The following is a 23,978-nucleotide window of genomic DNA, read 5'->3' on the forward strand; positions in this document are numbered from 1 at the left end:
GTGTAGCTCACAATATTGCTCTACATTGTAGGTTTTCGAAAAGATTAATATACGTTCTTCTAATAGAAGTTCTAAAGCTTCATATTCAGTCCGATGCTGACAATATTCGCGGATGTATCATATCCACCTAACAACAAACCAGCCGCACTTGTTCCCTGCGCCGAAATATTGGCATGATCAAAGAAGAGGTGGCCATAGGCAAATATGGCCTGAAGGTTTTTTGTCAGCTTGTAGCTATAGCCGCCCGTAATTGCGTATCTATTCGCATCCGGCAAACGTGCGGTCATATTTGCGGAGCTGATCGCGCTCTGGTCATATGCAAAGCCAATATGGAATTTTGCACGATCATCCGCAGTATAAGTCGCGCCGACGGAAAAGGCCCAGCTGTTTTGCCAGTTTTCCTGGATAACGGTATCAGCACGCCCGTTATTATAATGGAAATTCAACTCCTTCAGCACAGACCAGTTGGTCCATTCGACACTGGCCATCACCGCCCATCGGGGATCGAATTCGTGATAAAAACCAAGAGCGACCTTGTCTGGCATCGTTATCGGAACATTTACGCCGCTACTTTGAAAAGTGGTGCTCACCGCGGCCAGAGACGCCGGTGCGCTCATAGTCGACCAGCCATGCAAATCATACCTAATCCGCGAGCGATAGTTCAGACCGACTCGCGTCGCTTGGTCGAATTCATAGAGAAAACCAATAACGCCCCCAAAACCGACCGCATTTCCGTTCAGACTTTGATGCGCATCATACCGGCCAAGCCCCAATCCCGGCAGATTGATCGCCTGCGACAGGACCGCGTTGAAATAGCCTATCTGCCAGCTCGCCCCGACGGAAAAATGTTCGTTAACACGATAGGCGACCGAAGGACTGAACGTGAAATTGGTTATATTTGAATGCAGCGCATGATAACGCCCAATCCATTGATCAGGGTAGCTGGTCCTCAAACCAAATGGCGTATTTGCAGCGAGGCCAAATTTCAGATCAGGAGAATAATCCCAGAAAGCATACATCGCGCCGACTGGAGCCGTCGGAGCGAATTGACCGCTAGGGCCACCTTGTGGAGTCCCACTCAATCCCGCACCCGTCACCGTTCCCGAAAAGGAACTCTTGGGCATGATATAACTATTGGTTGAAGCGACCTGATTACCCTGTAGATGAATCATACCAGCGGGATTATAAAAGATGGTCGTCGCATTATAGGCTTTTGCTGTCGCACCGGCATAGGCATTCGCCAGGCCATCAGCGCTTTGTTCACGAAGCTCAATGCCGGCAGCGTGAACCACTTTTACGTCACTCACGACTATCATGCACATAAGCCTGCCTGTCAGCGTTAAGCCTCCAGACTTCAATAGCATTGAAATCCTCCCGTATTATCGTTATGCTATATTAGCGACCGCCATCTACATATTTATTATGTTATGATTTCTCGCGCGACCGTAGCAGAAAGCTTATGAGCAGAATACGGCTCCGATCAAGATAGTCGACTATTAAGACAACGTGATACTTACTTTAATGACAATGTATAATCACACCTTCCTTATGAAAAGTGGCATGGTTCTTAACCGCATTCGCTAGGCGAGGCGTGTTTACAAGCATCACTATCAACGACGAAAATGAGGCGTTAACAGATTTGTTTTGACATTGCGATATCCAATGTCTGAGAACACAGACATAATCTTTAACAGACCACATCACTTTGCATCAAATTGGCTCGTTCGTCGTGTCGTGCGCATTCCAGTTTCCCTCAATTCATGAGATTTATGCTAGCGCCAAAAGAAAATGAGCCGTATAGTCCGGGAAGACAAAAAATCAAAAAAAGAAGACATAAAACTCAAGGGAGGGGACCTTGAATCGCCGGAATTTTGTCCGCAGCATCAATAGCATGCGACTCCTCGCCGAACTCGGCCATGACCAGGGGCTTTCCATGCACGCCTGTCTTGAAGGAACAGGTGTTCGACAACGCGATCTTTCCGACCCTTTGGGAATAGTCTCAGCCGAGCAAGAGCTTCAGCTCATCAGAAATTTGCTCGCACATAGAGGCAATTGTCCAGCTTTAGGAACACAGGCCGGTGCGCGCTATCATTTCACAGCCTACGGAATGCTTGGTTTCGCTATGGCGAGCAGCTCCACCTTACAGAGCGCATTCGATATCTCGGTCAAATATTCTCAACTCACCTTTGCTTTCTCGCATTTCAAACTGAACGAGTCAGAGCATGAATCGAATATAATCGTTGACGCGTCAGACGTTCCTCAAGCACTCCAGCAATTCATCACTGAGCGTGATATCACGGCATTACTGACTGTGCAGCGCGATCTCTTTCCCACTCAAACAATTTTGCACAATCTTTATTTTTCCTTCCCAACACCAACGCAATTTGCTCACTATGAGGCCATCTATGGTGTCAAACCAATTTTTGGATGCAAAAAGACATTGGCTCAAATAAATAAAGAGGCCTTGGCACAACCTTTACCGCAGGCAAACGAGCTTGCACGAAAATCGGCTGAAGAACAATGTCAATTAGTCATTGAACGCCGCTTATCGGGAGCAGGATTGACAATCAAAGTAAGGGATCGACTCCTACATAGCGGCGTCAAGCTACCCGATATGAAAGATGTTGCCAAAGATCTTTGTATGACGCCGCGCACCTTGCACCGCCATCTTGAAGAAGAAGGGGTGACGTTTCTGGACTTACGTGACGAAGTTCGTCTTACTCTGGCTGAAAACCTTCTGCGGAACCGCAACCTTTTGATTAAGGATATTGCTTCTGAATTATGCTATTCGAGTTCGACATCCTTCATCAGTGCTTTCAAACGGTGGAAAGGCACGACTCCGCATATATTTAGAAACCAATTTCTGCAGTAATTTACATTCGAATGCTCGCAGAATTTTCGGTGGCCTGTCGCAACATTTTTAATTAGCCGCGTAATGAGGAAGAGGTTCGAATTTTGTGGCCCCGATTGGGAGATAGCCACCGAAAGCGGCGCTTACCAACGCACAATCTAAACCTTGGGAAAAGGAGCGGCGTATTCTTGAGATAATTATCTCAAGAATACGCCGCTCTTTAAATATACTGTAGGCGTTTAAGCCAACCCCAAATAATCTCGGCCTTAACCCTAGAATTTTGCCCGGATCGTAAAGCCCGCCATCAGCGGATCTCCAAGCTGTGCCGAAATCAGCCCAGCCGTCGTTGGGGCAATGATGTTATAGAAGCGTTTATCCAATGCGTTATGTACCCATCCGGAAATGTCGAGGCTCTCGTCATTGAAACGCAGACCGCCATGCAGATTTAGAATTCCATAAGGATTGATCTGTGAATAGACCGAATTCGAAGTATCGGAATAAAAGCGACTTTGCCACGCGAAATCAACACCAAAATAGACAGAAACCGGCTTATCCGTCGCAGGCTGCAAAAACGAACCCAGATCATGCACATATTCACCGCCTATGGCAAAGGACCATTTCGGCGTGTTTGAAATGGGTTGTCCGGAAAGATCACAACTATTCGCTTTGATCTCGAATGGACAAGGCGAATTGGTGAAAGAACCATAAAAAGCGTCATCATAGACTAGCGAGCCATAGAAAGTCAGTTCTTCAGTTGGTTGTACTCTGACATCAAGCTCGACACCACGCGATTGTGCCAATTCCGCGTTCGCCAGATAGGTCACTGCCGTCGCACCGATGACATTCGTCGCTTGTGTTATATAGTTATGATTAAACATAGTAAAAGCCGCAATATTTGCGATCACCCGCTGATCAAACCAGCTCGTCTTGAGTCCAACCTCGTAATTCTCGATCCGTTCTGCCTTGACCGTATGTGGCACGGTATCGGCAATATTACCAGTCATCGGTACGTTCGGTCCACCAGCGCGCCCTCCCTGGGACGCAGTGACATAGACATAAATATCGGGAGTAAACTTATAAGTCGCCGTAAATAAGGCGGAAGCCATCCCCTGGTGAGTATCAGCATACCAATTCGTATTTGCTCCCATCTGGCTGACACGTAATGCGCGCGCCTGCGCCTGTTGAGCAATACTTAAACCATCGAGCGACTGTTCACTACTGAGCCATTGCGAAAAATTGGAACGTTTATAAACATAAGAATAGCGGACACCACCTGTAATATCGACGTCAGGCGTCGCATGATATGTTGCTTGCATATAGGGCGATACTTGATAGGTCTCGGGATTATCATAAGCGGAGCGCATGAGATAATTCAGTGCACGATCATTCACGAGCTGGGAATAATTTGTGTTCCCATACCACGATCCAGCGAGAGGCCCGTAGGCGCTCTTGCCCCAGTTCATCACACGGCTCCAGAGCAGGAAGACGCCGCCCGCAGCTTCTACTGGGCCGCCTGTCGGCGTCGAGAATTTAATATCCTGCACCACAGATCGCGCAGTGACCTGGCTCCCGGACCCGACGATATAGCTCACACCGGGATTTAATTGAAAACCGTTGTGTGGATGGAAGTCCCACTGTGTAAATGATGTAACAGAGCTCAGCTTGTAATCATTAAATGTATAATCAATCTTCGCCGACGCAACATAATTATCCTGGGATGTATTCTGCCATCCCTGCCCCTGCGTTGTATAAGTATTAATCCATTCACTTGCAGAAGGCACTGATTGACCAATTCTCGCGGACCGCTGATAATAATTATTGGAAACAGCCTGCCCATTGGTATAGTGATCAACCACGCCCGCAAAACCGGACACGCAACACGCTTGGCTCGAATGGCTGTAGCTTGCCGTCAACAATGCCGTTAAATCATTGGACGGCGTTAACAGGACATTAAAATTCGCGGCCTTGTCATGCGTCGAATTGTATCTGTCGTCTGAAGTCGTGCTACGAATATAACCTTCCCTATCCTGACCAAAAAAGGAAAATCGGAATGCAGCTTTGTCGCTATCGGCAATAGGCCCCGTTGCACTGCCCTGAAGTTGAAACCAATTATAACTCCCATATTGAAACTGAAGATTCTGTGCAGCGACAAAACTCGGCAACGCTGTCGTTATATAGACCGCACCACCGGTATTATCCTGACCACCCCCAGTGGCCTGCGGCCCCTTGCGAACCTCAAATCCCTCAAGGTCCGGCATGTTGAAAACAGCCTGACCGACGAATGGCTGATAAACCCCGTTCACATAGACCGGCGTTCCACCAAAGATGGCGTCCGTTGCACTCGAACTCGACGCGCCAAATCCTCTGACATTAATCGCGATGTTTCGTACATTTTGAAATTTGACATTGAGACCCGGCTGCAAACGCGTGGCTTGCCGCAAATCGGTAATCTGAGCAGCCTGCAATTGCCTTGCTGTCAAAATCGTTGTCGACGCGCGTGTTGCTTGGACTTGTTGTAATTGCTGTTGCGTCGCCGCCTGGACTTCCGAGGGAGCCGTAACGACCACGTCTTCAATCTGCCCTCCAGCCTCGGTTCCGGCCGATTGAGCTAACGCGACATTTGGTAGGAAGGTGGCCGCAAGCGGCGCCAAGGCTACAATACTTCGCACACATTTGCCGAAATATCGATCGAGAACAAAACTTGGAATTGCGATGCTGTTCAATTCATTACTGATTGAACCGGCAGAAAACTCAAGAGGACTGCGGTAGATCATTGCATCTCACGGGACAGACGGAGTACCGATTTAGTTGAGTTTTTCTATAATTTTTATTTATAGAAATATGCTGTTTGCCTCGTCCCTTTGTCAAGCGAGAAACATACACAATATCAAATAATATTATAAGCGAACAAACGTCTCTTGTTCTCAAAGTGAATGCGATAGACACCGCTCATGAAAGGTGGCGGACCAATCTCGAGAGTTTACAGGAAAAGAAAAAAGACTGTCACGAGCCAGGTACAAAGCACTCACTGTGCCTTATCGCATATAAGGCAATTATCCCCATGCGATTTTCGGCTCGACACTATTCAGAGTTTCATTTCGCTTATACAAAACTTCTCGGATTACGGCCAACGAAGCTCAGCGGAAAGCCACAAACTCCACGATAGCGCAGCGACTCTCAATGAATCATACTTATTGAGAGTCAAAGCATCTTATTGCGAAGGCTTACCTTCCGTACGCCACCGCTTTACTGCCGCAAGCGTATTTTCGATATGTTTATGAGGTTCCCTGTCATTATAAGCATAGAAGATCTTATGATCGGGCGTGATGACATAGGAAATACGATCGGAAAATACGTCACCAGAGGGAGAAAGACGCGTGCTGACCGCGTCGTAAGCACGAATTACCGTGAGTTGCGGGTCTGCAGCGACGGCAAATTTATCCCGGCACGCTTCTTTTGAAAATTCGCGTTGCGTTTCTATCGTATCGCGAGAAACTCCTATCAGGGTCGCTCCCGCTCGACCAAAATCACCGACCGCATCCGCAAACTCGTGAGCCTCGATTGTACATCCCCGCGTAAACGATTTGGGATAGAAATAAAGGACAACGGGTCCATTTTTCAACGCATCGGCCAAGCGAAATGTAAAATCATTGCCGCCCAGTGCAGCCTCAAGCGTAAAATCTGGAGCCTGATCGCCCCCTTTCAACTCTGCCCAGGCTGGCGTCGCCAAGCCGCACACAAATGGGATGCTCCAGCGAATGAAGCAGCTGTTTAGAAAAGTATGCTTCATGTTAGCGTGCCGTCACTGCTTTGGGTTCCGGCGGAACAATCTTTGTCAAAGCACCACCTTCTTCTTCATAGTTGAGGACACCTGCGATCCCAGCCACGTTGAAATTATGGGCTTTCAAGAGATCCGCTACCGGGCCAGCGCGTCCCGCATGGTTGGAAACAATCACAAGTGCCCGTTCGTGCGGGATAAAGGGGAGATATTTTTCAACATTTGCAACCTGAATACTGAGATAAACTGGAAGACCACCGTATTTCGTGATCTCGTCGGGCCTGCGCACATCAATGACCAACAGCCCTTCCGGCTTGGCAAGTAGGGCATCAAGTTCAGCCTTGTTCAGCTTATGAGCCGAAGACTTATTGCTTTCTGTAGACTGAACAGGGGTTGATGCTTTAACAACGTCTTCCGCGTGAAGGGTAGGTGTAAACAACAAAAGCGCTGTTGCTGCTGCAAAAATAAGCCGCATCTTGCTCTCCTAATTTTTTTGTATCTTTGTGACCCGTTATGTGAACGAGAAATGTTCAACTGGCCAAATTGTCCTTGAAGAATTGCACGGTCCTCTGCCAGGCGAGTTTCGCAGCTGCCTCATCGAAACGTGGCGTCGTGTCATTATTAAAGCCGTGCTGCACGCCAGGATAGATATACGCCTGATACCTAATATGGTTCGCCTTTAATGCTGCTTCATAGGCTGGCCAGCCAGCATTGATACGTTCATCTGCACCGGCATATTGCAACAGGAGAGGTGCCTTGATGTTCGTCACGGCCTCGGCCGGCGGCTGGCTGCCATAAAAGGGAACAACAGCTCCGAGATCCGGCAATTGTGTTGCGAGAAAGTTCGCGATCCCCCCACCATAACAGAAGCCCACGACCCCCACTTTGCCATTGGAGTTCGGAGCATTTTTGAGAAGCTGTGCAGCAGCGATAAAATCCTGTCGTGTCTTCGACTGATCAAGTTTTGGGAAAAGCTCACGCGCCTTGTCTTCATCGCCCGGATAACCGCCAAGGGGTGTAAGCGCATCCGGCGCGAAAGCAATGAAGCCATCAACCGCCAGTCGCCTCACAATGTCTTCGATATGAGGATTCAATCCCCTGTTTTCATGAACAACTAGGATCGCGGGGATTTTGCCATTCGGGTGAGCCGGTCGCGCTTCATACCCACGTATATTCCCGTAGCCAGATGGAGAATCGTAAGTGACGTATTCCGTTACAATTCTCGGATCATTTTTGGCGATTTGCTGCGCTTCTGCAAAGCGCGGCTTCAAGGCATCCAACAGGGCCGCAGCGCCCCCAACACCCACGGCAAACTTGCCCGCATTCTCTAAAAATCCGCGACGGCTTAAGCCACCATGAACATAGAGGTCAAATAATTTCAGTATCTCAGGATGAAAATCGTTAGCCGTCTTGCGTGCCATTGCTAGTCCTTTCTAATACGCTGATTCACCGCGGCCCATCAAAGATAGGCTCACTACTCGCTCAAGGGGGCTTTCAGACGCGCAGATATCCCTGATGGGATTAGAAACCTTCATCGATGATTGGCGCATGCAGGACAATCCAGGTCAGCAAGGCAGAAAAGACCACAACCAATATTACCGCCAAACCTGTACGAGAGGAGGAAATAGATTCCCGTTCAGCAACCAGGAAAGCTGGTTTTCGCCCCGTAATCATCGCCAATATAAGCGGTTCTCTTTTCAGGAAATGATGCGCCAGAACAGCTACAATGTGAAAAGAAACTGCAATGATGACTAAATAAAAGAGCTGACGATGAATTGAGGTTAAGCTTAGACTCGTCTCTTTGGCGACATATCCGTATAAAGGCCCAATATTAAAGATTTCATCATTTGAAAATAAGCCTGTAACGGATTGTATTAGTATGGCTCCGAGCAGAAAGATCACCATCCAGGCACCGAGTGGATTGTGACCAGCATAATGAGCAGATTTTCCTTTTAACACCGCGAAAGTGTATTTAATCGTTCCCTTTGGCCCCTGAATAAAATTTCGAAACAGCGCATGCCGAGTGCCAACAAGTCCCCAAATCAGTCGGAAACAGACGAGAATCAGGATGAGATATCCAAACCAGACATGATATCTGAAATAGGCAACGCCAAGCCGGTTGGTTACATAGGCGCCGACAATAGATAATGCTAACGTCCAGTGGAATATGCGTATCGGTAAATCCCAAACGTACAATTTTTCGTCCGCCTCACCATCCTGAATCTCGTCCATGACCGTCATTGACGTTCTAACTCTCTCTTCTTGATTTTGAAGTTCATCTCTGGAGGTTCAAAACCTGCGCCCTATGGGGCAAGGACCAACCCCAGGAAGAGCTGCCATTGCTACAACATCAGGAGAAGGGCCAGATCAAAGCATTGAAAGATCGATCTTATCGATTACTTCGCTTTGTAGAGGTCGTGACACCCCTTGCAATCTTGTCCCACAGCAGTCACAGCGGCCTTAAAAGCATCTGTCGCGTCACCTTCCGTAGCGCTAACCTTGACGAGATTCTGCGCGTGCGCCTGAAAATCCGCGATCCTCTTCAGGAGGTCATCCTTATTGCTCCAGGCATCCGCTTTCGTTTTTGTTTCCGGCTCGCCACGGTTTGAATAATCCGGGAAAATATCGATCACAAATTCACTGAGGACCGCAAGACGGGCTGTATTGACCTTCACTTTTCCATTATCATAAGGCACCGTGCCTTTGAGAATGTTTCCAAGCGGCTGAAAGTTACTGCCAATCAATGTGAAGACTGCTTTGCGCACCTCAATCGCCTGTCGCGCTTGCTTTAGATCACCTTCTTTTGGAGCGGTCTGTGCGTTGACACTCAATGCGATTCCGCTTCCCAATAAAGATATGGCGGCGAGCGCGATCAGGCAATTTTTGAGTCGATATTTCGAGATCATTCCCTAGCTTTCTTACACGTTAGGTTGAATTCACGAATTCCGATAAAATGACTATGTGTCACACACAAGAGCCATTATTTCTTGTTGAGAGGCTTATAGATGTCATGGCACGCACGGCATGTTTTTGCCGCTGCCTGTGCGGCCGCGGCAGCTGCAGTAAAGTCATTATTTGTAACAGCCTCAACTGCCGCACGTGTATATTTCAAGCCTTCGATTGAGATGGCAACCGCATCTTCATATGGCCCCTTTTTACGAAAATAATCTTCCGTATATTTAAAGCCATCTTCCAATGTAGCAGCATCATCCTTGGCTGCATCAGCATTACCCGCGGTAATGTCCGGTTCAAAATATTTGATTGCTTTATCAAGATCCCGCATCAAATCATCATCATAATCACTCAAGTTAAGATCGATATGTTCAGCACGAGTGATCTGCAGACTGGATACAACGACAGCAATACTTGTGATCAACATACGTATTTTTCGTAGCGTCATACCATACCGATTATCTGTTTTGAGCATTTATTTAAGACGACGGGCGTCATCATAAACAGGAAATCTGCGCCCGGCGTGATCCCGAGCCCGTACCAATCGAAATCGGCACGGTTCCCTATTCGTTCAGACGCATACATCAGGCAAGCAGGTCCTTGACAACCGAACCATAGACAACTGTCGGGCGTTCAGCGCGTCCAGCACGCAAATAGATCGTCTTCAAATGATCGAGACCGAGTAACTGGAGGACGGTCGCATGAAGATCATAGGTATCAACTGGCTTGTCCACGGTCTGAAGACCAATTTCATCGGTCTGGCCATGAGCAAGACCAGCCTTAAGACCACCGCCGGCAAGCCACTGAGTATATCCCCAAGGATTGTGATCACGTCCGTCGCCGCTCTGTCCATAGGATGTACGCCCAAATTCAGACGTCCAAACGACCAATGTTTGATCCAATAGGCCACGGTTCTTGAGGTCAGTCAGCAAGCCTGCAATCGGCTTATCGACTTTCTTCGTGTGAGCCGCATGGTTCTTTTCGAGCTCACGATGCGCATCCCAATTCCGAACATCGCCATCACCGGCCGGTCCAGAAATCACCTGAACGAAACGGACATTGCGTTCCACCAGACGACGGGCGCGGAGCAGATTGGTCCCGTACGACCGAGTCGCTTCATCATTGAGCCCGTAGAGCTCTTTAGTCGCCTCACTTTCCTTGCTCAGGTCGACCGCCTCCGGTGCCGATGCCTCCATTCGGTAAGCCAGCTCGTAGGAGCGAGCGCGCGCAACCAGTTCGCTATCATCTGGATAGGCTTCGCTCTTCAGCGTGTTCAATTGCCGGATGAGGTCCAGACTGTCACGCTGTTGAGCGAGCGCGACCAGTTCCGGCCGATCAAGGTTCAGAATTGGAGATTTACCGGGCCGGAAAGCCGTGCCTTGATAAACAGCGGGAAGGAATCCCGAACTCCAATTGATGGAACCGCCCGTCGGTTCCTTGTTGCCGTTGTAGAGGACGACATAGGCAGGAAGATCCGGATTTGCGGAGCCAAGCGCATAAGTAATCCAGGCACCGAGAGAAGGCCTGCCGGGGCTCGTATCGCCCGTGTTCAGTTTAAGGATCGAAATGTCGTGAGTCGCTCCAATCGTTACACTCGACTTGATGAAGGTCAATTTGTCCGCGTGTTGCGCAAGGTTGGGCAAAAGGTCCGAAAACCAGGCACCACTTTCACCATATTGCTTCCACGTCCTGTTGGACGCAAACAGCTTGCCGACGCCACCTTGTGTGCTCGTCTTGATTCCCTTTAGGAAGGAAGCTGGAACCTCTTGGCCCGCAAACTTGATCAGATCTGGCTTGTAATCAAAAAGATCGAGCGTGCTCGGCGCGCCATCCATATGGAGCCAGATTACCGATTTCACTTTCGCCGGAAAGTGGGGCTCCTTGGGCGCAAGGGGATCAATGAAATTGGCAGCCATTGCAGGCGTCGCAAAAATGCCGCCGCCAGGCATTTCCGCGGCAAGAGTCAATCCTCCGACGGTATACGCCGTCTTAAATAGCAATTCTCGACGTGTGTGTTGAACCATGACAATATTCCATGCTGTTCGATGTCTAAGAATTAAAAGCGATAGATGAAGTTGTTCGAGTTCACGACTGCATGGACGAGATCGACGAAGACGGCATCCTTGATGGGATCGGCAATGTCGGCTTCACCCTTGAACCCGATTGGGATGGCTATCGCCAATTTGCCATCCGTTGCTTTTGCGCGGATAGACCGGGCGTGGCTCACCGTGAAAGCTAAAAGCGCATTCCTCTCGACATCCTGTGGATTATGGCCGAACAGGATTTGATAGAGTCGATCGATTTGCGCCGATTCATCACGACCGACCTCACGGATGACACGGCCCGCCAAGGCTTGTGACCAAGCAAAGACGATATCATTGTTAAAGAGTGTCAATGCCTGGAGAGGCGTTGTCGTCACATCGCGTTTGCTGTGGATTTGCTGAGGGGATGCCATATCAAAGGAGTCGAGAAGTGGATAAGGCAAGCTCCGGCGTGTGAAAATATAAAGGCTGCGTCGATTCTGAGATTCGGCATCGGAGTCTGTCGGCCAAGACGCTCCGGCATTCAGGGCCTGCGGAACAGGAGGATAGACGCTGGGACCTCCCACTTTGTCGACAAGCTTGCCCGAAGCCACCAACAAGGAATCACGAATTTGCTCGGCATCCAAGCGCTGGCGTGAGAATACGGCCAGAAGCTTATTGTATGGATCCGCCTTCGCCGCGTCTTCCCGGGCATCAGAGGATTGCCGATAGGCGCTTGAAAGCAGGATGGCGCGATGCAGTTTCTTGATGTCCCATCCGCTGTCGACAAAGGTCTCCGCCAAATAGTCGAGCAATTCAGGATGTGTCGGCTTTTCTCCAGCTCGACCGAAATCGCTGACGGTTTTGACAAGCCCGTTGGTGAAATATTGGCTCCAGACACGATTGGCATAAACGCGTGCGGTCAGCGGATTCTTTTCACTCACCAGCCAGTCGGCCAACGCCGTCCGGCGACCAGAGGAACTTGGGGTCGGCACGATGACAGGCGCTTCGTCTGTCATAGCCACCGGAAACGCAGGCTGAACTTCTTCTTCTGGACGTTCATGATTACCACCGAACAAGACATGGGTCGGTGGCGTGTCTGGATGACCAAGCTCAGTCATTGTGGTGAGTGTTATGGAGCCCTTTGTCGGTTTTAGCTTATCAAACTTTTTCAGTTCTTCCGTGAGCTTCTTATATTCCTCCCAACGATGCTTGAGATCTTCTGTGTGTTCCGGATTGGCCTGGTCTCCACCGACCTCGCGAAGGTAATTGCCATAATCCGTGTCTGTCGTGACATTCGCCAAGCGATGGTTGACCCACCGATCCAGCGGAGTCCATTGGTCTTCGGCTTTGAAAATTGATGCACGGCTATCAGTCAGATAGCGCTCTTTGTGATACTTGCTGGCTGCCTCTCGAATAGGGTCTATAATCGCCTTCATGCTGGCGCGAATGTCTTTCGTCGCCTCGTCCCATTTTGCCTGCTGCTTTTCGAAATTGTGCTCGATTTCACCCTTCGCTGACACAAGGATTTTGTTTTCTTCGCTTGTGTTCGCAAAGAAGGCCTGGAGCGAATAATAATCCTTTTGGCTGAATTTATCGGACTTATGGTTGTGGCAGCGCGCGCAACCAACGGTCGTGCCAAGGACTGCCTGACCTAAAGTATCCGTCATGTCCGTGGTGATCTGGAATTTCCTCTGAATGAGATCACGCGAGTTGTAATTATCCGGATATCCGGCAAGGAAACCTGTCGCGACGATGATATCTTGATTACCCGGAGCAATCTCGTCACCGGCAACCTGTTCCCGAATGAAATCGGAATACGGCTTGTTTTGATTGAATGAATTGATTACGTAATCACGATACCGCCACATATTGGCGCGAACATCGTCGTTCTGGAAGCCGGTTGTATCCGAGTAACGTGCAAGATCGAGCCATCGCCGTGCTTGCCTTTCGCCATAGCGTGGAGACGCCAAAAGGCGATCAATCAATTTTTCATAGGCATCCGGCGAAGTATCATTCACAAATACGGCGACTTCCTCCGGGGTCGGAATCAGCCCCCATACATCAAGAGTTGCACGGCGAATGAAGGTCGCACGATCGGCATCCGGCGACGGTTTAAGATTATTGGCTTCCAACTTTTCGAGAACGAATGCATCGACTGGTGTCCGCACCCAATCCTTTTGAGCAACCGTTGGCACAGGATGGCTTTGTACAGGCAGCCACGACCATAATTGGCGGCTTGACGAGACTCGCGATGGTTGCTGCGCTGACTGCTCCTCGGCGAGGGCCACGACTGTGGTCAGGCTAAGCAACAAGGCTGCCGCGACCTTCTTTCGGGAATTATTTTTCATGACAGAACCTCAATTTCTTGTCGTCGAATCCTGAGAGACCAGGGTGTTGAAGCTGGGCGCCTTTTGGATTCGACAGCATGCACCATGACCGCATTCGAAGCGTCGCTAACATTCTATTTATTCTATTTATTTTATATATTAAATGGCCAAACGACGCCTTCGGCTACACTTACAAATCCTTGCTTGGGCAGTTTAATCGGAGGCCGGCTAAGGCCGTTAGGAAGAAATTACATAATCACCGAAGGGATAAGCTGCTCACGAAGCAAGCCTCTTAAGCGTCATAAGAGAGGCGTCGCTTTATCAATTCCAGCTTTCGAGCAGGCTTCGTCCTTGTCACCACCCGGAGCGCCGGAAACGCCGACCGCCCCGATGACTTCATCACCTGCTTTGATTGGCAAGGCACCCTGAATTGGAATGACATTCGTCAGACGGAGGAGGCCAAGAGAGGGGTTGTCCTGAGCACGTTTGGCAATGTCGCCGGACGCCGTGCGAAACGTGCGCGCCGTGTAGGCTTTACGAAAGCTGTTCTCGAAAGTGTGCGGAGAAGCACCGACGCCGCGCAGCGCGACCAGAGTTTCTCCATCGAAACCAACGACATGGACTGAAACATTATAGCCCTGCTGCTTGCAGGTCTCGTAAGCGGTCTGAGCAATGGTCAAAGCAGCATTCGTCGACAACGCATGATACGTAATCAACTGAGCATTGGCAGAGATAACACCCGCGCAGGCGATAGCAAGACCAAGGGATATTGTGCGTATTTTCATCGAATTTCCGATTGAAAAGTTGAGGAAGACATTTATTTCGGAAGTTGAAGGTGGCGAGAATGAAACCAAGACGCCGATCCAGAACAGCTCTGCGGCAAATCCTGATTATTTCGGCGCCGGCCAATCAGCTGGGTGAACATTCGATGGACCAGCCGGAGTCGTTGTCACCGGACCGATGCCTGTAATTTGAATGATGGCTTCCTCCTCTCCGGCACCATCCCAATGCACCTTACCTGCGGGATGAAAGACATAAGAGCCCGCCTTGACCGGCCTTGCTTTGGCGAAAGAGATATCTTCCCCAGTTCCATTCCACCAAGTGCCGCTAATCACGACGGCATGCCTGTCCTCTGAGTGAAAGTGTGGATTGGAATGGACACCCGGTGGAAATTTGACACGAATGACATAGACACCCGGCTTTGATGGATCCCCGAAAATCACGGCTCGTTGCGCACCACCCTGCTGCGATCCTTCAAAAGGTACCTCCTGAGCCGGCAGGTAGATAAAGCCCTCACCGTTCGAGTGAGGCGATTCCGCAAGCGTCGGTGTAACCGCAAGAATAGACACAACCAATGCTAGCCACGCAGATTGCATGCTATCTCCCCTGAACACATCCAGCACCGAAGTTTGGTGAATAATTTTCTACCGTCACCATCCGAGACGGATAGAATATTCTCCTATATATCAAGTAGTTATATTCTTAGTCTTGCCACGCTTCATCTGTCAAGAGGATTGTCATAACAGTTTATAGAATTTATGGACTTATTGATTTTGATACCCCATCAATCGGGTGAGCTGGTGATCGCATTCTGATTTCTCGTTGGTGGTAATGCGTTAAAATTCTAGTGATTTATTCCGGGACGTGGTCAGAGTCCGTGTGGAACCGAATGTATATGAAATTCTGCACAAGATGGTGCGGTGTATGCCGATGTAGATCATTGCTTTCGAGACCTCCACGCGCGTCTCCTAATCACACACGAGATGGCGATGACAAACCCACCGGCCAAATGTGCGGTGTTTCCATGATCGCTTGCCACAATCGCTGCACCCAATGCACAATGTTGCACTTGATGGGATGGCAAGCAGGGAACGGGTCGAGAATAAGGTCGGGCTCGAGCAAGAATGGTTCTTCAATCCGTGGCGGAAGTTCGAGATCTATGATGAACCGAACGCCTCGCTCATCGAGGAAATCATCGCCTATGCCAGGACGTATATCCATCCCAAGAAGCCTGAACATATGATCTTGAGAGGGCCGAAGAGGAGCAGCCCCAGTTTGTTGCCTATCGCGGCGGGCTCCACACATTGCCGCCCGCAATCTCGATGACCTGCGTGTCCGATTCGACCAAAACAAATACTCGGTCGGTGCCGCCGCCATCGGCCAGCCGGTCGAAATCTACGCATCGCTGGCGAGCTTACTTAGCTTGCGACCATTTTGCCGTATTACCGATCGGATCATGGTCCGACGGGATAGACGTGCCCTTGGAGGTGCCCTTGGACGTGCCCTTGGCGAGGTCGCACACGGCAATAATGGAAAAGATGTCTTTTCAAACTACTTCTTGCCAATCCATAATCTGCGTATTTCCCTGCTTTGCGCGCAGATCCATACATTTCAGGCTTCACGCAGCTTCTCAAGCCGGTAAAATCGCTTTATGGCAACGCCCTTGTCGTCGATCCGCGACAGGTTCTGTTCCCCGTACTCCTAATGATGAAAGGCTTTTGATGGCTTCGCCCAAATCCAAGACCCCGGCCGTCGGGAAAACCCTTAAAGCTCCAGCCGCCGCTCCCACCCCTGCCCCGGAAACGGTGACCTGGCGGCAGATGGCCGAGGACCTTGCTGTCCTGCACGAGTTGCCCAAAAAGACGGTCGAGGCCCTGATCGACGACCTGACGGCGATGACCGGAAAATATCTGAAGAAGGGCATGAAGGTCCGCGCTAGCCACCTCGGCATCTTCCAGCTGACCAAGCGCTCGGCCCGCAAGGGACGCAATCCCGCCACGGGAGAAGCGATCAAGATCAAGGCCTCGAAAAGCGTCGGCTTCAAGGTCGCCCGGGACCTCAAAGAAAGCCTGTAGCCTTCTCAGGTTTGCGCCCCACCTCCAGCCCTACCCATCATCTGTACGGGCAGAGCCAGGGCCGGTTGATGACCAAACGCTCGCCGGTGCACAATTTTACTCTTGAGGACCGCCTCAATTCGATCATGCGGGCGATGCCCGGCCCGATCCACATCCAGGCTTACTAAGAAGCCTGATCGCTGATGCATAGGTCTCCCCTCGGATTTGGCGGAGATCTGCATTTATACATGCTTCGGCTGTATCAAACAAAATCCACCGGGAACCGGTGGATTTTGTCAGCGCCCTCGCACAGGCCATCGCCGGTGTTTTTATCGTTATAGGGGGTTCGGAGCGTTCCAGCCCCGCAACCACGGCCAGCGTGCAATAGAGCCGCCAATTGTTCAAGAAATAAAGCGCCTCGGTCGTTGCATTGATCATATCGGATGTTATTTTTGCGTCTCGATAAAAACCATTTTATTGATATATTTCAGCGCATTATATAGTTAATTTACTAAATATCATTTTGATAAGCGTTATTTCCTGCAACCTTTTTGCTCTTCTGACGGACCATATTCGCTCCAATTGATATCCTATGTACGGGGAGAATGACTTACGCTCGATTCAAGCCTCCAGCTTTTCTTCTGAATAGAGCTTCTTCCCAAAGTGGGCTTCAAGATGTGACAGACTACTGCAACGACGAATTTGTGGGAATAATATCCACATATTTAGCCACAAATATATCACGTCTGCTTATTAGCTATCTTGCAAAGCTATGGCCTTTCTTACAAAGATTGCCATAATTGTTATAGGCGTGCGCTCTGCTTTGCCAAACCCATATCCGGAGGAACTCATGAAGACGGGGCCCATCGTTAGCGACCGACTGGCTGCCGCTCTCGATGGGGCGAGGGCGATGGCGGCATGCTATGTCGTGATACACCACCTCGCGAACGCCAATGGTTTCTCAAATCAAATTGGAATCGTTTTCCGGTTTGGTCAGGAAGCCGTACTCATCTTTTTCCTCCTGAGCGGCTTTGTCATTTTTGCCAACGAGAGGGATCGCGCCCTTCGCCCACGCGGGTATCTCTTAAGAAGGCTTCGGCGAATTTACCCACCGCTGGTAACAGCAATGGCCGTGTCAGCTCTCATCGTGCTGTATAATGGTGGATTCACAGAGCGTTTTCATCCGGCGGCCCTTTGGGGAACGATCTTTGCCCTTCAAGATATTTCTTTATTAAAGCCAGGAGTTATCACTGACCCATTCCTAGGAAACGACCCTTTATGGTCGTTATCCTACGAGTTATTTTTCTATTTGATTTTCCCGCCGATTCTCATCGCTTGGTATAAGCGTCCGCTCATGGTGAATCATCTCATCGGAGCAATTTGCTGCACGCTCTTCATACTTTTTGCCTTTTTCCCAAACCATTTTCTCCTTGTCGGAGCCTATTTCCTGGTTTGGTGGGCTGGTGCCATGGCTGCGGACGCCTATCTCAAAGGAGCCCGCACTTTCATTGCCCTGCGCGAAACCTATCTGTGGTTGATCGTTCTATGTCTGATTTCAGCAGGAGTTGTCCTGTCAGTCGGCTACAAGGGCTTCGGCTATTATCCATTTCTTATGTTCCGGCATTTCGCGATAGCAGCAATCCTTTTGGCGTTGTTATTTGGACCGATTGGAAGAATAACTGCCGGAGCAATGTTTCCTTTGCGTCGCGTCGCCGTCGCCATTGCCTCAATATCATTCGGCCTCTATGTTTTGCACTATCCGATCTTAATCCAGTGGAATGTCAGTAAAAGTGCCATTGGATTTATCTTCGCTTTCTTTATCCTGATAATCACCGCATTTGTTGCTGAACATATTTTGCCTCGTATGCTGCCTCGGGCACCAAAAATGTAGCATCATGACATTAGCCCAAGCCGGTTGAACTTTCCGCGCTCTCAGACAAGCGTATACACTAGCGGTAGAAGGCATGGTCCTTTCACGCGTGAAATCCTGTCCTCGAGTTGCCAATTGATGGATCGACACGCTACCCTGCATAAACTCAATCATTGAACGGCAAGCGTGAGGCCCCCAAGATCAATGATTACGACCTTCTTCGACGACAGACACCTCGACGTCAGGTCGTTCTGACAAGACGGTAAATCACAAACTGTCTCTCTTTCCTTCGTCAAAAACCCTTTTTCTTCCGGTTGATCACATGGCGCGTAATTCAGCACGGAAGATGCCTGTCTGTAACAAGCATTAAAAATTCTGCCGAAGACAGCCAAGTCTCATGGAGCGACCGGTCGAACTGTTCGACGATTGGAGAGAAGAAAGGAAGAGAAATTTCCGGGGGATGGTCGACACATTCTGTGCTTAAAAGCATAAATACCTATTTTGTCGTTCCTATGCTAAAATTCTTTGTCGACAATTGCCGGGCTGTAAAAATCCTGGCGCATCTCCTGCTATCTCTTTCCCAAGCCTCGTGGATCAGGTTCCTGTAGATTGATGAGGCTCTGCTTCGAAGCGGCTATCAGTCTCTGGGCGGGCAATCCTGAAACCATAGCTTTCGCGAAATTTGGATAAACTTATCAAAAGATCTTAATAGCGTTCATTATACCCCTATAGAGCATTTTCTCATTAAAGCAGTTCATCTCAAAAGCAAATACTATTGGAAATACCATTTTTATTCTGAACTACTTCACAAATATTCAAGCACTCCATTGGACTGAAACCATTCACGCCGATCATAATTATACAAATACCGTTTCGCTCAGCGGCCGGCATCCCTTTGCATATCCCAAAGGAGAGGACAGAAAGTGATCACCAGGTTGAAAATTTTATCTGTCATGCTCTTGTTAAGCTCCGTTCCGGCTCATGCCGCCAGCATGGCGCGTGAAGGGTGGCCAATACTCGCTGCCCCGGTAATCGTGGGGACCTGTACCGTGACAATGGACGATCATGAGATCGGCTGCTTTTCGTGGGCGCAGATTTTGAAGAACGAATTTTCCGTGGTCGTCAATAAGCCAGAACCGACGCTTCTTCTGTTGCACGTCGATCCAAAAGTTCACCCGCCAAAATACGAAGGATCGGTCAGCTTCCTGAAACACGTCTACAAAGTACGATTTGAACCGAACAAATAATCGATCACCGGATATCTTTCGATTTTACCGACGATGAGGGAGAATGATCATAGGTTGATGACGACAGACAGTTTCACCCCCTATTTGTTCAAGAAAGAGATTCCATCAACAATCGAAACAAATACTCAAAGCTTTCGCTTCGAAATCAAAGCTTGCCCCGCTCTCTCGGCCAGATGGGGCTCAGTCTTTCACAGCGTAATAGCGTCCGCGCAGATAGGCTTTTTGGACCCTGGTCGGCGGTTTCAATCTCCCGGAGAAAGTAAAAGCTATTCCGCATTCTTGTCCTCGGCGCCATACGATCCGCGCTTCGAGAATATGTTCCGACTGATCTTCATAAAGCCCGACCGGGTCCAAAGTGGGGATCTTCGTGTGCGCCCTCAGTCTGGCACCCAGATGGGATCGATCATGGATCCAACAATCGAATAAAAAATTATTTCCCGCATCGAGCAGTTTCCCTGTCCGTAAGCGGCTTCTGCGCCGGAGCGCCCGACGCCTTTCACCTGTCTCTTGCCCTTCCTCCACGTAATAAAGGGCATTGCCGCCAGAGGAACTTTGCAAAGGTTCGGCGCTCCGGAGCGCTTCGAGAATGAGGCCGTTTTCTTTCCGCGGATTCGACATAGGTGCCACCGCCTCAGCGTGAATCGTTAACAAAGTCTCACTTTAAACGAAGTAACCGGCAGAAATCCCGATAAATTGAAAAGGTGGTAAATAGGCCCTAACTGCACCATTTCAGCAGTTCCCCGCTGTATCGCTGATGCGGCAAGGCGCCACTCCCAATTTCTTCTCATAGCCGCGGTTTTTCCTATTCCTTCACCGCTCTATTTCAATTCGCCTTGCCGCCTCCTATAAGCTATGCTTTACCGTTGATAGGATTTCTATCCACTGTATTGAGGAATGAGTTTCCGATGACGACAATCACGCGACGCATGTGGGCAACGCTTGGGCTTTGGCTGGCTTTCACGATCGCCCTTCCGCAATTGACTGTGGCGCAGCAAGCCACAGCGCCGGCGAGTGGTTCCGGCCCCGTCATTTTCGCCGCCGCCAGCATGAAGACGGCTCTCGACGCCATTGCCGCCGCTTGGGAAGCCAAGACAGGAAAGAAGGTCGCCATTTCCTATGCATCGTCGGGCGTTCTCGCCAAACAGGTAGAACAGGGTGCTCCCGCCGATATTTTCATTTCGGCGGATACCAAATGGATGGATTATCTTGATAAGGCGAAACTGTTGAAGTCCGGCACGCGCCGCAACCTGCTTGGCAACGAGCTGGTCCTTATCGAACCTGCCAACGACAATGTTGCGCTGAAGATCAAGCCTGGTTTCGACCTCGCCAAGGAGACCAGCGACAGCAAGATCGCGGTCTGCACCATCAATTCCTGCCCCGGTGGCATTTATGCCAAGCAGGCTTTTGAAAAGCTGAATGTTTGGAAAGAGGTCGAACCGAAGCTCGCCCAGGCGGACAATATTCGTACGGCTCTTGCTCTCGTCGCACGCGGAGAGGCGAAATTCGGTGTCGTCTATTCAACTGACGCCAAGGCCGAACCCAAGGTCAAGGTCGTAGATGTCTTCCCGTCCAGCTCGCATGAGCCGATCATTTATCCGGTCGCCGTGATCGCCTCCTCCAAAAATGCCGATGCCGCGGCCTTCCTGGCTTTCATGACGTCTCAGGCCGCCACGAAAATTCTGGTCGATCAAGGCTTCACGATCGTCACCAAATAAGACGCCGACACGCACCAACACCATAAGATGAAGCCGCAGGGTGCGGATAAACCGGCACCCGGTGGCTTCGCGACTGCATGCGCTTGCCACGCCATCGCGACAGCGGCTCGGGCAAGCATGGGGACAAGGGAATGGGACTTTCCGCTGATGAATGGACGGCGATCTGGCTTTCTCTCAAGATTGCCGTCGTCGCGACAACGGCCAGCCTGCCTTTCGGCATTTTCATTTCTTACGCACTCGCGCGGTGGGAATTCCCCGGCAAAATCTTCATCAACGGCCTGATCCACATGCCCTTGGTATTGCCACCCGTCGTCACCGGCTTCATTCTCCTGATCGTGCTTGGCCGGAAGGGCATTATCGGTTCCTATCTCGCCGAAATCGGCATTGTTTTTTCCTTCCGTTGGACCGGAGCAGCGGTCGCTGCCGCCGTCATGGGATTTCCGCTGATGGTGCGCGCCATGCGCCTGTCCTTTGAATCGATCGATCAACGCCTTGAAAACGCCGCCGGCACTCTCGGGGCGAATCCGATCGCGACTTTTTTTCTCGTGAGCCTGCCGCTTGCTGTTCCCGGCATTATTGTCGGTGTCATTCTCGCTTTCGCGAAATCCCTGGGTGAATTCGGCGCCACGATTACATTCGTGTCCAATATTCCCGGTGAAACGCAGACAATCGCAGCGGCGATCTATACTTATACACAAGTGCCAGGAGGCGATGAAAATGCCATACGCCTCACCCTCATTTCCGCAGGATTGGCGCTTCTGACACTCCTGATCTCCGAGCTCGTGCAAAAGCGCGCGGAAAAACGTCTGGCCTTGCAAGCATGATCGATGTCGATGTCACGCTGACGGTCGGGACCTTCACACTCTCCGTCGCCTTCCGCAATGATCATGGTCTGACAGCCCTTTTTGGTCAATCGGGGTCAGGCAAATCGCTGACGCTCAGTCTTCTCTCCGGTCTGCGCCGTCCCGATCGTGGCCATATTGTGGTCGATGGGCAAGTCCTCGTCGACACACAAAAGAAGGTCTTCATTCCCCCCTATCGCCGGCGTATTGGTGTCGTCTTTCAGGATTCTTACCTCTTCCCCCATTTCAGCGTCCGCCAGAACCTCCTTTTTGGCCGCTGGTTTGCCCCGCGCGACGCGGATCGTGTTGATTTCGATGCAGTGGTCGACACGCTCGGCATCGGTCCACTGCTCAATCGCCAGCCGCAACGTCTTTCAGGAGGAGAAAGACAACGCGTGGCCATTGGCAGGGCGCTCCTATCCTGTCCTCATTTGCTTTTGTTCGATGAGCCTCTTGCCGCGCTCGATCATGCGCGCAAACTCGAAATTCTCCCGTTGATCGAAAAGCTGCGGGACGAATTCGACATTCCCATGATTTATGTATCGCATGCCATGGATGAAGTCGTCCGTCTGGCACGCTTCGTCGTTCTTCTGGAAAACGGCAACGTCAAGACGATCGGCACGCCGGAACAGGTCTTCGGCCAGGCTGCGACACAAATTACCCTGAGCCGGCTCGAACGTTCCTCGATCGTGACCATGGAGGTTGGCGCACGCGATGAACGCTACGATCTCACTCCGCTGCGCCATCCTTCCGGCACGATCTGGCTGATGTCCTTTCCCGGCAAGATCGGCGACAAAGTGCATGTTCTGATCAATGCGATCGACGTCGCCATCAGCATAGAAAAGCCGGCAGGTCTCAGCATGCAGAACATGTTGCAGGGAACTATCGGCGATATTCATCGAGAAGGTGCGGCCGTCATGATCGAGATCAGGCTCAAAGGCGAGGGCAAGATCTTTGCGATGATCAGTCAGCGCGCCTTCGACCAGTTGCAGCTCGACATGGGTAAACCTGTTTTCGCCCTCATGAAATCCACCGCGCTCGATGAAGAAAAGGCGTCTCTGGTCTATCCCAACATTCTCTAGGTCATAGACCCATAAAATTGGTTTCTTGAAAGCTTGCTGTCTGCTTCACTCTTTTCGAGGAGATTAAGTTGATGGCTCGCTTTGACCTGACGGATTTTGAGTGGTCTGTGATCGAACCGCTGCTTCCCAACAAGCCTCGTGGTGTTGCCCGCGTTGATGACCGTCGGGTGCTGAACGGCATTTTCTGGCGCCTGCGGACGGGGGCGCCCTGGGCCGACATTCCGGCCCGCTATGGCCCGCATACGACCTGCGTCAATCGCTTCAACCGGTGGCGCAAGGCCGGCGTATGGGACAGGCTTCTTCAGGCTGTTTCAAAGGCTTACGACGGCGATATCGTCATGATCGACTCGTCCTCGATCCGCGTCCATCAGCATGCTGCCAACACCCAAAAAAAGATGAGCGATCCCGTTGCATGGGTCGCTCGCGGGGCGGCCTGACCACCAAGATCCATGCCCT

21 protein-coding genes and 1 pseudogene are annotated in these 23,978 nt (G+C 50.4%); 10 read left to right on the forward strand and 12 right to left on the reverse strand.

The genetic code is table 11. The annotated features are described in order from the left end of the window. Positions 1-71: 71 nt before the first annotated feature. Complete coding sequence (locus DL88_RS16325; RefSeq protein WP_169741596.1) at positions 72-1,307, reverse strand: OmpP1/FadL family transporter; 1,236 nt, start codon at positions 1,305-1,307, stop codon at positions 72-74. A 548-nt stretch (positions 1,308-1,855) separates the two neighbouring features. Between DL88_RS16325 and DL88_RS16330 the strand changes: the two genes are divergently transcribed. After that, complete coding sequence (locus DL88_RS16330) at positions 1,856-2,872, forward strand: AraC family transcriptional regulator (protein ID WP_034998574.1); 1,017 nt, start codon at positions 1,856-1,858, stop codon at positions 2,870-2,872. Between the two features lie 251 nt (positions 2,873-3,123). Here the strand turns inward: DL88_RS16330 and DL88_RS16335 are convergent, their stop codons facing one another. The 11 genes from DL88_RS16335 to DL88_RS16390 all read right to left on the reverse strand — a co-directional run bounded on the left by DL88_RS16335 (position 3,124) and on the right by DL88_RS16390 (position 15,308). After that, positions 3,124-5,625: a TonB-dependent receptor gene (locus tag DL88_RS16335; RefSeq protein ID WP_051956091.1), complete on the reverse strand. Its 2,502-nt coding sequence runs from the start codon at positions 5,623-5,625 to the stop codon at positions 3,124-3,126. A 437-nt stretch (positions 5,626-6,062) separates the two neighbouring features. Beyond that, positions 6,063-6,641, reverse strand: a complete 579-nt coding sequence (locus DL88_RS16340; RefSeq protein ID WP_051956092.1) for a peroxiredoxin — start codon at positions 6,639-6,641, stop codon at positions 6,063-6,065. A 1-nt stretch (position 6,642) separates the two neighbouring features. Continuing rightward, positions 6,643-7,104, reverse strand: coding sequence for a rhodanese-like domain-containing protein (locus tag DL88_RS20005; protein ID WP_034998577.1), 462 nt, complete (start codon positions 7,102-7,104; stop codon positions 6,643-6,645). A gap of 55 nt (positions 7,105-7,159) precedes the next feature. Beyond that, entirely contained in the window at positions 7,160-8,050 is an 891-nt protein-coding gene (locus DL88_RS16350) for a dienelactone hydrolase family protein (protein WP_034998579.1), read from the reverse strand. A 100-nt stretch (positions 8,051-8,150) separates the two neighbouring features. Beyond that, on the reverse strand, positions 8,151-8,870 hold the full coding sequence (locus DL88_RS16355; protein WP_034998581.1) for a cytochrome b/b6 domain-containing protein: 720 nt from the start codon (positions 8,868-8,870) through the stop codon (positions 8,151-8,153). A 155-nt stretch (positions 8,871-9,025) separates the two neighbouring features. Further along, on the reverse strand, positions 9,026-9,535 hold the full coding sequence (locus tag DL88_RS16360) for a c-type cytochrome (RefSeq protein ID WP_051956094.1): 510 nt from the start codon (positions 9,533-9,535) through the stop codon (positions 9,026-9,028). Between the two features lie 74 nt (positions 9,536-9,609). After that, positions 9,610-10,008, reverse strand: coding sequence for a hypothetical protein (locus DL88_RS16365; protein ID WP_245270915.1), 399 nt, complete (start codon positions 10,006-10,008; stop codon positions 9,610-9,612). A gap of 157 nt (positions 10,009-10,165) precedes the next feature. Next, a complete protein-coding gene (locus tag DL88_RS16370) occupies positions 10,166-11,605 on the reverse strand; it encodes a DUF1501 domain-containing protein (RefSeq protein WP_034998583.1) in 1,440 nt (479 codons plus the stop codon). Between the two features lie 32 nt (positions 11,606-11,637). After that, a complete protein-coding gene (locus DL88_RS16375; protein WP_034998585.1) occupies positions 11,638-13,953 on the reverse strand; it encodes a DUF1549 and DUF1553 domain-containing protein in 2,316 nt (771 codons plus the stop codon). Positions 13,954-14,231: 278 nt separating this feature from the next. Then, on the reverse strand, positions 14,232-14,786 hold the full coding sequence (locus tag DL88_RS16385) for a GlcG/HbpS family heme-binding protein (RefSeq protein ID WP_245270916.1): 555 nt from the start codon (positions 14,784-14,786) through the stop codon (positions 14,232-14,234). Positions 14,787-14,822: 36 nt separating this feature from the next. Beyond that, positions 14,823-15,308, reverse strand: a complete 486-nt coding sequence (locus DL88_RS16390; protein ID WP_084705242.1) for a cupin domain-containing protein — start codon at positions 15,306-15,308, stop codon at positions 14,823-14,825. Positions 15,309-15,744: 436 nt separating this feature from the next. On the opposite strand from DL88_RS16390, the gene DL88_RS16395 reads away from it, so the two are divergent. From DL88_RS16395 to DL88_RS16435, 9 genes and pseudogenes are all read left to right on the forward strand, one after another. Then, entirely contained in the window at positions 15,745-16,038 is a 294-nt protein-coding gene (locus DL88_RS16395; RefSeq protein ID WP_156971163.1) for a hypothetical protein, read from the forward strand. A 1-nt stretch (position 16,039) separates the two neighbouring features. Beyond that, positions 16,040-16,354 (forward strand): hypothetical protein, encoded by a 315-nt coding sequence (locus DL88_RS21125; protein WP_370736399.1) that lies wholly within the window; start codon positions 16,040-16,042, stop codon positions 16,352-16,354. A 79-nt stretch (positions 16,355-16,433) separates the two neighbouring features. Further along, entirely contained in the window at positions 16,434-16,787 is a 354-nt protein-coding gene (locus tag DL88_RS16400; RefSeq protein WP_084705243.1) for an HU family DNA-binding protein, read from the forward strand. Between the two features lie 829 nt (positions 16,788-17,616). Next, positions 17,617-18,657: an acyltransferase family protein gene (locus DL88_RS16405; protein ID WP_034998616.1), complete on the forward strand. Its 1,041-nt coding sequence runs from the start codon at positions 17,617-17,619 to the stop codon at positions 18,655-18,657. 902 nt (positions 18,658-19,559) lie between these two features. After that, on the forward strand, positions 19,560-19,883 hold the full coding sequence (locus DL88_RS16410) for a hypothetical protein (RefSeq protein WP_034998593.1): 324 nt from the start codon (positions 19,560-19,562) through the stop codon (positions 19,881-19,883). A 905-nt stretch (positions 19,884-20,788) separates the two neighbouring features. Then, positions 20,789-21,598, forward strand: coding sequence for a molybdate ABC transporter substrate-binding protein (gene modA, locus DL88_RS16420; protein ID WP_034998595.1), 810 nt, complete (start codon positions 20,789-20,791; stop codon positions 21,596-21,598). A 131-nt stretch (positions 21,599-21,729) separates the two neighbouring features. Further along, on the forward strand, positions 21,730-22,422 hold the full coding sequence (gene modB / locus DL88_RS16425) for a molybdate ABC transporter permease subunit (protein ID WP_034998618.1): 693 nt from the start codon (positions 21,730-21,732) through the stop codon (positions 22,420-22,422). Beyond that, the gene (modC, locus tag DL88_RS16430; RefSeq protein ID WP_034998596.1) at positions 22,419-23,522 is read left to right on the forward strand and encodes a molybdenum ABC transporter ATP-binding protein; all 1,104 of its coding nucleotides are present in this window, start codon (positions 22,419-22,421) and stop codon (positions 23,520-23,522) included. Before modB ends, modC begins: the two co-directional genes overlap by 4 nt. Positions 23,523-23,593: 71 nt before the next feature. After that, a pseudogene (locus DL88_RS16435) lies at positions 23,594-23,978 on the forward strand (IS5 family transposase); the annotation flags it as partial.

The organism is Beijerinckia mobilis (assembly GCF_000745425.1).
GTDB classification, from domain to species: Bacteria; Pseudomonadota; Alphaproteobacteria; order Rhizobiales; family Beijerinckiaceae; genus Beijerinckia; species Beijerinckia mobilis.

Bases quoted from the DNA above. Each gene is read 5' to 3' on its own strand.
- DL88_RS16390 (WP_084705242.1), bottom strand. From the start codon at position 15,308: ATGCAATCTGCGTGGCTAGCATTGGTTGTGTCTATTCTTGCGGTTACA.
- DL88_RS20005 (WP_034998577.1), bottom strand. From the start codon at position 7,104: ATGCGGCTTATTTTTGCAGCAGCAACAGCGCTTTTGTTGTTTACACCT.
- DL88_RS16370 (WP_034998583.1), bottom strand. From the start codon at position 11,605: ATGGTTCAACACACACGTCGAGAATTGCTATTTAAGACGGCGTATACC.
- DL88_RS16400 (WP_084705243.1), top strand. From the start codon at position 16,434: ATGGCTTCGCCCAAATCCAAGACCCCGGCCGTCGGGAAAACCCTTAAA.
- DL88_RS16360 (WP_051956094.1), bottom strand. From the start codon at position 9,535: ATGATCTCGAAATATCGACTCAAAAATTGCCTGATCGCGCTCGCCGCC.
- DL88_RS16375 (WP_034998585.1), bottom strand. From the start codon at position 13,953: ATGAAAAATAATTCCCGAAAGAAGGTCGCGGCAGCCTTGTTGCTTAGC.
- DL88_RS16365 (WP_245270915.1), bottom strand. From the start codon at position 10,008: ATGTTGATCACAAGTATTGCTGTCGTTGTATCCAGTCTGCAGATCACT.
- DL88_RS16350 (WP_034998579.1), bottom strand. From the start codon at position 8,050: ATGGCACGCAAGACGGCTAACGATTTTCATCCTGAGATACTGAAATTA.
- modB (WP_034998618.1), top strand. From the start codon at position 21,730: ATGGGACTTTCCGCTGATGAATGGACGGCGATCTGGCTTTCTCTCAAG.
- DL88_RS16335 (WP_051956091.1), bottom strand. From the start codon at position 5,625: ATGATCTACCGCAGTCCTCTTGAGTTTTCTGCCGGTTCAATCAGTAAT.
- modA (WP_034998595.1), top strand. From the start codon at position 20,789: ATGACGACAATCACGCGACGCATGTGGGCAACGCTTGGGCTTTGGCTG.
- DL88_RS16405 (WP_034998616.1), top strand. From the start codon at position 17,617: ATGAAGACGGGGCCCATCGTTAGCGACCGACTGGCTGCCGCTCTCGAT.
- DL88_RS16355 (WP_034998581.1), bottom strand. From the start codon at position 8,870: ATGACGGTCATGGACGAGATTCAGGATGGTGAGGCGGACGAAAAATTG.
- modC (WP_034998596.1), top strand. From the start codon at position 22,419: ATGATCGATGTCGATGTCACGCTGACGGTCGGGACCTTCACACTCTCC.
- DL88_RS16340 (WP_051956092.1), bottom strand. From the start codon at position 6,641: ATGAAGCATACTTTTCTAAACAGCTGCTTCATTCGCTGGAGCATCCCA.